This window comes from Streptomyces morookaense (assembly GCF_013030945.1).
GTDB lineage: Bacteria > Actinomycetota > Actinomycetes > Streptomycetales > Streptomycetaceae > Streptomyces > Streptomyces morookaensis.
Genome location: NZ_JABBXF010000159.1, coordinates 1 through 6,187, shown reverse-complemented (window position 1 = coordinate 6,187; position 6,187 = coordinate 1). Strand labels below are relative to the sequence as shown.

The 6,187-nt window shown below is 60.4% G+C and carries 6 protein-coding genes and 1 pseudogene; 4 read left to right on the top strand and 3 right to left on the bottom strand.

Annotated elements, in window-relative coordinates; translation table 11 throughout:
* Positions 1-25: 25 nt before the first annotated feature.
* From HG542_RS36700 to HG542_RS36690, 3 genes and pseudogenes are all read left to right on the top strand, one after another.
* Positions 26-91 (top strand): annotated as a pseudogene (locus HG542_RS36700) (helix-turn-helix domain-containing protein); the annotation flags it as partial.
* A 2-nt stretch (positions 92-93) separates the two neighbouring features.
* Positions 94-3,060, top strand: a complete 2,967-nt coding sequence (locus tag HG542_RS36695; protein WP_042863651.1) for a Tn3 family transposase — start codon at positions 94-96, stop codon at positions 3,058-3,060.
* A 78-nt stretch (positions 3,061-3,138) separates the two neighbouring features.
* Positions 3,139-4,143 carry an IS110-like element IS5075 family transposase gene (locus HG542_RS36690; protein WP_000427619.1) on the top strand — a complete coding sequence of 335 codons (1,005 nt, stop codon included), beginning with the start codon at positions 3,139-3,141 and terminating at the stop codon, positions 4,141-4,143.
* A 181-nt stretch (positions 4,144-4,324) separates the two neighbouring features.
* Here HG542_RS36690 and HG542_RS36685 read toward each other — a convergent pair whose 3' ends face one another.
* The 3 genes from HG542_RS36685 to HG542_RS36675 all read right to left on the bottom strand — a co-directional run bounded on the left by HG542_RS36685 (position 4,325) and on the right by HG542_RS36675 (position 5,581).
* Positions 4,325-4,501: an Arm DNA-binding domain-containing protein gene (locus HG542_RS36685; RefSeq protein WP_000954592.1), complete on the bottom strand. Its 177-nt coding sequence runs from the start codon at positions 4,499-4,501 to the stop codon at positions 4,325-4,327.
* 121 nt (positions 4,502-4,622) lie between these two features.
* Positions 4,623-4,847 (bottom strand): hypothetical protein, encoded by a 225-nt coding sequence (locus tag HG542_RS36680; RefSeq protein ID WP_000743213.1) that lies wholly within the window; start codon positions 4,845-4,847, stop codon positions 4,623-4,625.
* Positions 4,844-5,581 carry a recombinase family protein gene (locus tag HG542_RS36675; RefSeq protein ID WP_001446887.1) on the bottom strand — a complete coding sequence of 246 codons (738 nt, stop codon included), beginning with the start codon at positions 5,579-5,581 and terminating at the stop codon, positions 4,844-4,846. Before HG542_RS36675 ends, HG542_RS36680 begins: the two co-directional genes overlap by 4 nt.
* Before the next feature lie 368 nt (positions 5,582-5,949).
* On the opposite strand from HG542_RS36675, the gene HG542_RS36670 reads away from it, so the two are divergent.
* Positions 5,950-6,187 (top strand): hypothetical protein (locus tag HG542_RS36670; protein ID WP_171088199.1); only part of this gene is annotated, 238 nt, incomplete at its 3' end.

Below are 6,187 nucleotides of genomic sequence, written 5' to 3'. Positions count from 1 at the left end.
TCATCGCTAACTTTGCAACAGTGCCAAGCTGGCTCGTGAATTCGGAATCAGTCGCGAAACCCTGTATCAATACTTGAGAACGGATCAGTAAATATGCCACGTCGTTCAATCCTGTCCGCCGCCGAGCGCGAAAGCCTGCTGGCGTTGCCGGACACCAAGGATGAGTTGATCCGTCACTACACGTTCAGCGAAACCGACCTCTCCATCATCCGGCAGCGGCGCGGCCCGGCCAACCGGCTGGGCTTCGCCGTGCAGCTCTGTTACCTGCGCTTTCCTGGTGTCATCCTGGGCGTCGATGAGCCGCCGTTTCCGCCCTTGTTGAAACTGGTCGCCGACCAGCTCAAGGTCAGCGTCGAAAGCTGGGACGAATACGGGCAGCGGGAGCAGACCCGGCGCGAGCACCTGGTCGAACTGCAAACGGTGTTCGGCTTCCAGCCCTTTACCATGGGCCACTACCGGCAGGCCGTCCAGTTGCTGACCGAGATGGCCTTGCAGACCGACAAGGGCATCGTGCTGGCCAGCACCTTGATCGAGCACCTGCGGCAGCAGTCGGTCATTCTGCCTGCCCTCAACGCCGTCGAGCGGGCGAGCGCCGAAGCAATCACCCGCGCCAACCGGCGCATCTACGATGCCTTGGCCGAACCGCTGTCGGACGCGCATCGCCGCCGCCTCGACGATCTGCTCAAGCGTCGGGACAACGGCAAAACGACCTGGCTGGCCTGGCTGCGCCAATCGCCCGTCAAACCGAATTCGCGGCACATGCTGGAACACATCGAACGCCTCAAAGCGTGGCAGGCGCTCGACCTGCCTTCTGGCATCGAGCGGTCGGTGCACCAGAACCGCCTGCTCAAGATCGCCCGTGAGGGTGGCCAGATGACGCCCGCCGACCTGGCCAAGTTCGAGGCGCAGCGACGCTATGCCACCCTGGTGGCGCTTGCCATCGAGGGCATGGCCACCGTCACCGACGAAATCATCGACCTGCACGACCGCATCCTGGGCAAGCTGTTCAACGCCGCCAAGAACAAGCATCAGCAGCAATTCCAGGCGTCCGGCAAGGCGATCAACGCCAAGGTGCGGCTGTTCGGCCGCATCGGCCAGGCGCTGATCGAGGCCAAGCAGGCGGGCCGCGATCCGTTCGCCGCCATCGAGGCCGTCATGTCCTGGGATGCCTTCGCCGAGAGCGTCACCGAAGCGCAGAAGCTTGCGCAGCCCGAGGACTTCGATTTCCTGCACCGCATCGGCGAAAGCTACGCCACGCTGCGCCGCTACGCGCCGGAATTCCTTGCCGTGCTCAAGCTGCGGGCCGCTCCCGCCGCGAAGGACGTGCTCGACGCCATCGAGGTGCTGCGCGGCATGAACAGCGACAACGCCCGCAAGGTGCCCGCCGACGCGCCGACCGAGTTCATCAAGCCGCGCTGGCAGAAGCTGGTCATGACCGACACCGGCATCGACCGGCGCTACTACGAACTGTGCGCGCTGTCGGAGATGAAGAACGCGTTGCGTTCCGGCGACATCTGGGTGCAGGGGTCGCGCCAGTTCAAGGACTTCGAGGACTACCTGGTGCCGCCCGCGAAATTCGCCAGCCTCAAGCAGGCCAGCGAATTGCCGCTGGCCGTGGCCACCGACTGCAACCGGTACCTGAACGACCGGCTGACGCTGCTGGAAACACAGCTTGCCACCGTCAACCGTATGGCGACGGCCAACGAGCTGCCGGACGCCATCATCACCGAGTCAGGCTTGAAGATCACGCCGCTCGACGCGGCGGTACCCGACACCGCCCAAGCGCTGATCGACCAGACGGCAATGATCCTGCCGCACGTCAAGATCACCGAACTGCTGCTGGAGGTGGACGAATGGACGGGCTTCACTCGGCATTTCGCGCATCTGAAATCGGGCGACCCGGCCAAAGACAAGAACCTGTTGCTGACCACGATCCTCGCCGACGCGATCAACCTGGGCCTGACCAAGATGGCGGAGTCTTGCCCCGGCACGACCTACGCCAAGCTGGCTTGGCTGCAAGCCTGGCACATCCGCGACGAAACCTACGGGGCGGCGCTGGCCGATCTGGTCAACGCACAGTTCCGCCATCCCTTCGCCGAGCACTGGGGCGACGGCACCACCTCATCGTCGGACGGCCAGAACTTCCGCACCGGCAGCAAGGCCGAGAGCACCGGCCACATCAACCCGAAATACGGGAGCAGCCCAGGGCGGACGTTCTACACCCACATTTCTGACCAGTACGCGCCATTTCACACCAAGGTCGTGAACGTCGGCGTGCGCGATTCGACCTACGTGCTCGACGGCCTGCTGTACCACGAGTCCGACTTGCGGATCGAGGAGCATTACACCGACACGGCGGGCTTCACCGATCACGTCTTCGCCCTGATGCACCTCCTGGGCTTCCGCTTCGCGCCGCGCATCCGCGACCTGGGCGACACCAAGCTCTACATCCCGAAGGGCGACGCCGCCTATGACGCGCTGAAACCCATGATCGGCGGCACGCTCAACATCAAGCACGTCCGCGCCCATTGGGACGAAATCCTGCGGCTGGCCACCTCGATCAAGCAGGGCACGGTGACGGCCTCCCTGATGCTCCGAAAGCTCGGCAGCTACCCACGCCAGAACGGCCTGGCCGTGGCGCTCCGCGAGCTGGGCCGCATCGAGCGCACGCTGTTCATCCTGGACTGGCTGCAAAGCGTGGAACTGCGCCGCCGCGTGCATGCCGGCCTGAACAAGGGCGAGGCGCGCAATGCGCTGGCCAGGGCAGTGTTTTTCAACCGCCTGGGTGAAATCCGCGACCGCAGTTTCGAGCAGCAGCGCTACCGGGCTAGCGGCCTCAATCTGGTAACGGCTGCCGTCGTGTTGTGGAACACGGTCTATCTGGAACGGGCTGCGCACGCGCTGCGTGGCAACGGCCATGCCATTGATGACGCGCTGTTGCAGTACCTGTCGCCGCTCGGTTGGGAGCACATCAACCTCACCGGCGATTACCTCTGGCGCAGCAGCGCCAAGATCGGCGCGGGCAAGTTCAGGCCGCTACGACCGCTGCAACCGGCTTAGCGTGCTTTATTTAATGAGATGGTCACTCCCTCCTTCCCAGTACTATGCTGAGGACAGGCTTTCATTCGGAGAACCATCATGGAAAACATTGCGCTTATTGGTATCGATCTGGGTAAGAACTCTTTCCATATTCATTGTCAGGATCATCGTGGGAAGGCCGTTTACCGTAAAAAATTCACCCGACCAAAGCTAATCGAATTTCTGGCGACATGCCCGGCAACAACCATCGCGATGGAAGCCTGTGGCGGTTCTCACTTTATGGCACGCAAGCTGGAAGAGTTAGGGCATTTTCCAAAGCTGATATCACCGCAATTTGTCCGCCCATTCGTTAAAAGCAACAAAAATGACTTCGTTGATGCTGAAGCTATCTGTGAAGCAGCATCACGTCCATCTATGCGTTTCGTGCAGCCCAGAACCGAATCTCAGCAGGCAATGCGAGCTCTGCATCGTGTCCGTGAATCCCTGGTTCAGGATAAGGTGAAAACAACTAATCAGATGCATGCTTTTCTGCTGGAATTTGGTATCAGCGTTCCGCGAGGTGCTGCCGTTATTAGTCGACTGAGTACCCTTCTTGAGGACAGTAGTTTGCCTCTTTATCTCAGCCAGTTACTGCTGAAATTACAACAGCATTATCACTATCTTGTTGAGCAGATTAAAGATCTGGAATCTCAGTTGAAACGAAAGTTGGACGAAGATGAGGTTGGACAGCGCTTGCTGAGTATTCCCTGCGTTGGAACGCTGACTGCCAGTACTATTTCAACTGAGATTGGCGACGGGAAGCAGTACGCCAGCAGCCGTGACTTTGCGGCGGCAACAGGGCTGGTACCCCGACAGTACAGCACGGGAGGTCGGACGACATTGTTAGGGATTAGCAAGCGGGGCAACAAAAAGATCCGAACTTTGTTGGTTCAGTGTGCCAGGGTATTCATACAAAAACTGGAACACCAGTCTGGCAAGTTGGCCGACTGGGTCAGGGAGTTGTTGTGTCGGAAAAGCAACTTTGTCGTCACCTGTGCTCTGGCAAACAAGCTGGCCAGAATAGCCTGGGCACTGACGGCGCGACAGCAAACTTACGAAGCATAAAGGCAGAAATACACCAGTTTAAACAATCATTCATCTGGTTTTGCGAATACTGATATTGATGATACTAACGGCCCACCGGCCTGTTGAGGAACCTGTAAAACGGAAAGGCTCATTGAAGCCGTATATTTTCTGGAGGTTCATCAGGCGCGGAACTCATCGAGGCGCGGGAATAAAATCCCATTCAGACGCCGGATAGATTCAAGCAAGCCAACTTGTCGTCAAAATCGGTGTTGCAAAAACGGGAGTGACCATAGATTCCGTTTTCTGAGGCGACCCCCACATAGAGACCTTCCCGGTCATTCACTTTGTAGAGTTTGTCCCTGGGCTTGAGATTGCGCAGCTTGGTATCGGTCAGCATGTACCTTGTCCTTCTTCGTCTCCGATACCCACTCGATTGTAAACAAGCACACAAAACCCTTTAGTGACAACAATTTGCAAGAACTATCAGGCTCAGTGCCATGAAAAATACCATGACCAGATCATGAGGTTGAACACGGCTTGCGCCGGCAGCGTTCACGCTCCTGGTCGGCGATCTCGCCCGGCTGCAATGCTAGCTCAGCATCGGTCATGCGCTCCAGCACGTCGCGTAGGCGGATGGTGCAAGGAATGGGCGGCAGCTCGAACTCATAGCCGCCGGCGATCATTTCGGCCGCAATCTCCTCGGTGATGAAAAACGGCTCGTCGTCTTGGTTCGGCTTCTTCATGCCCTTTCCTCCTGGCGCTCATCCTGGCCGACAGCGGCCAGGGCATCGGCTTCCGTCAATGCGTCCTCCACGAACGCGCCGTGCTGCTTCGCTTCGGCCTGGCTGACCTCGGCCCATATCCGTTTCACCTGGGCCGCACTGTACCCGGCCAGCTCGGCGGTCTTGTTGATGCTGTAGCCGGACTTGCGCAGCGCGACAACTTGGGCGCGGCGCTTCGGATCAGCACGGCGGCCCTTGTACCGCCCGGCCTGGCGGGCCAACTCAATGCCTTGGCGCTGGCGTTCGCGCCTGTCCTCGTAGTCGTCGCGGGCCATCTGCAAGGCCAGGCGAAAAAGCATGATCTGCACGGCTTCCAGCACGATCTTGGCGACGCCCTGGGCCTCGGCCGCCAGGTCGGATAGATCGACCACGCCAGGGACGGCCAGGCTTGCGCCTTTGGCCTGTATCGAGGCCACCAGGCGCTCGGCCTCGGGCAAAGGTAGGCGGCTGATGCGGTCGATCTTCTCGGCAATGACCACCTCGCCGGGCTGTAGGTCGCCGATCATGCGCAGCAGCTCAGGCCGGTCGGCGCGTGCGCCGGATGCCTTCTCACGGTAGATGCCGGCGACGTAGTAGCCGGCGGCCTTCGCGGCCGTAGTGATCGCCTCTTGGCGTTCCAAGTCCTGCGCGTCGGTGCTGACGCGCAGATAGACCCGCGCCACCATCGGCGCGGCTACTGGCTTCGTCCTGCGCATACTTGCGGGCTCCTTTGGGCATACGCAAAGTGTCCGGTCATGCTACCCCCGGCCAAAAAGGCCGTCATGCGATTTATCTTGGCCGGGTCGTTATTGGCGGGTCTAAATGGCCGCTCCGTGGATCTCATCGCCAGAAATGGCGATGCGAGATCCAGGGCAGGGCGGCCGCCATCGTCAGACCTGGCGATGGTCGACGCCGGCGCGCATCGTCGGATGTGGCGATGCGAGCTCGAGGTCGGTGGCCACCGCCGGCGACCTGGTGCCATCGTCGGCAATGGCGATGCTGCAGCTCGACGTGCGCGGCCTGGTCGTCTCGGCATCGTCGGATGCGGCGATGCTCGAGCGAGGCGAAAAAAAACCGCCTCGGGGTGTCCGAGGCGGCAAGTCTGCATGCGGTTCAGGGAGGAAGAAACCGCGCCGGCGATCAGGGAGGAAAACCGCGCGGCCTGATGTGCAGCTCGGCCACTTTAGCCGGATTTTTCGACTTATCCGATGCGAGCGGCCCGCCGTGGGCGCTGCTCGATCTGCTGTTGCTTTTTCTCGACGTGCTTCTGCTCCTGGTGCTGCTGCTCGTCGCGCGGCACTGTTGCAAAGTTAGCGATGAGG

What these genes read in the sequence shown, in the direction of transcription:
- HG542_RS36680 (WP_000743213.1), bottom strand. Translation starts at nt 4,847, where the DNA reads ATGAAGAAGCCGAACCAAGACGACGAGCCGTTTTTCATCACCGAGGAG.
- HG542_RS36695 (WP_042863651.1), top strand. Translation starts at nt 94, where the DNA reads ATGCCACGTCGTTCAATCCTGTCCGCCGCCGAGCGCGAAAGCCTGCTG.
- HG542_RS36675 (WP_001446887.1), bottom strand. Translation starts at nt 5,581, where the DNA reads ATGCGCAGGACGAAGCCAGTAGCCGCGCCGATGGTGGCGCGGGTCTAT.
- HG542_RS36685 (WP_000954592.1), bottom strand. Translation starts at nt 4,501, where the DNA reads ATGCTGACCGATACCAAGCTGCGCAATCTCAAGCCCAGGGACAAACTC.
- HG542_RS36690 (WP_000427619.1), top strand. Translation starts at nt 3,139, where the DNA reads ATGGAAAACATTGCGCTTATTGGTATCGATCTGGGTAAGAACTCTTTC.